This is a genomic window from Rhizobium sp. SRI_017 (assembly GCF_057586295.1).
Window position 1 is genome coordinate 1 of sequence record NZ_JBYCZP010000130.1, and the last position, 208, is coordinate 208.

The following is a 208-nucleotide window of genomic DNA, read 5'->3' on the forward strand; positions in this document are numbered from 1 at the left end:
TCTCTATATGTTAGGTGCTCAGCAATTCCGGCAAAAACCATCCACAATTGGGGAAGTTTGCGCTTCACTGCGCCGCAGATCGGAGCTATATAGCTAGACAGGCTAGCTAGCTTGGAGCAGGACGATGGAATGGCAGCTGCAGGACGCCAAGAACCAATTCTCGAAGGTCGTGCAAAAGGCGCGCCATGAGGGGCCGCAGGAGATTACT

Annotated in this window: 1 protein-coding gene; it reads left to right on the forward strand. The window is 53.4% G+C overall.

The annotated features are described in order from the left end of the window. Window positions 1–124: 124 nt before the first annotated feature. A partial coding sequence (locus tag AC2YI2_RS35355) for a type II toxin-antitoxin system prevent-host-death family antitoxin (RefSeq protein WP_487388665.1) occupies window positions 125–208 on the forward strand: 84 nt, incomplete at its 3' end.